This is a genomic window from Streptomyces milbemycinicus (genome assembly GCF_002154605.1).
In the GTDB taxonomy this organism is placed as follows: Bacteria; Actinomycetota; Actinomycetes; order Streptomycetales; family Streptomycetaceae; genus Streptomyces; species Streptomyces milbemycinicus.
In genome coordinates this window covers 1-1,163 of record NZ_MUNE01000691.1, presented here as the reverse complement: position 1 = coordinate 1,163, position 1,163 = coordinate 1, and the positions used below count along the sequence as shown (strand labels likewise).

At 67.0% G+C, this 1,163-nt stretch carries 1 pseudogene; it reads left to right on the top strand.

Annotated elements, in window-relative coordinates:
• Nucleotides 1-497: 497 nt before the first annotated feature.
• Nucleotides 498-1,163 (top strand): annotated as a pseudogene (locus tag CCN51_RS60355) (peptidase S8); the annotation flags it as partial.

Below are 1,163 nucleotides of genomic sequence, written 5' to 3'. Positions count from 1 at the left end.
CGTGACGGCAACCCGGCGAAGTACTACAACGCCGAACTGGACGGTGTCACCGGGCTCGCACAGGGCAAGTGGTACTCGCCCTACGACGAGTCCGGCACCGTCAAGGTCCGCTTTCCCAAGGGCGGTTACATCTTCAACTCGGCCGTCCACGTCGACCCGGATGACCCCGCCAAGGGCTTCGACTGGGTGACGCAGCCGAAGCTGAGCATCACCAAGAAGGCCACGATCACGGTGGACGCGCGGACCGCGAAGCCGGTGGACATCACCGTGCCCGACGCGGCGGCGAAGTCGGAGGTCGCTACGCCGTTGTACACCGTCGGCGTGCNNACTTCCGTACCGCGCACGCCGGCCCGCAGATCACCGACGGCAGCCTGTACCAGCAGTGGGGCGGTCACTGGGTCAAGCCCGCCGAGGAGTACGACACCCTCGCCGGCGGCAAGGTCAAGCAGCTCGCCACCGGTTACACCAAGCGCTACAAGGCGAGTGAACTGGCCACGGTGAAGACCGGTCTGGGCGCCTCGTCGAGCGGTAAGAAGGGCGTGATCTACGCCTGGGGCGAGCTGCCCGGCAGTACAAGCACCTTTGCACCCGGGGTCCAGCAGAAGCTGCCCGGCACGCGCACGCTGCGCCTGTCCACCGCGGGCGGGGCGAAGTGGAAACTCGACTTCGAGCAGCACGGCGGGGTCGACGAGTCCGGCTTCCCGATCGTCGATGCCTTCTACACGCTCGGCACCCCGCAGACCCTGAAGGCGGGCAAGAGCTACGGGAAGACCTTCAACACGGCGGTCTTCGGCCCGCGTGTCGGCTCAAGTCTCGGTATCTACCGCGAGGGCAACGGCATTTACGGCTACCTGCCGGTGTTCACCGACGGCAAGACCCACTCCGGTTCCTCGCTCTACTCGTCGGTCACTACGACCCTCTATCGCAACGGCGCCAAGGTCGGCTCGAACAGCGACCCACTGGAAGGGGCGGGCATCTTCACGGTTCCGGCCGGTGACGCCGCGTACAAACTGACCACCTCGGTCAAGCGCAGCGTCAAGGTCGCCGCGGCCTCCACCCGCGTCGACGCCAGCTGGACCTTCCGCTCCAAGAAGGCCGACCTGGCCAAGCTGCCCGCGTCCTCGATCCGCTTCGACGCGGCCGTCGGCCTGGACAGCAGGGCT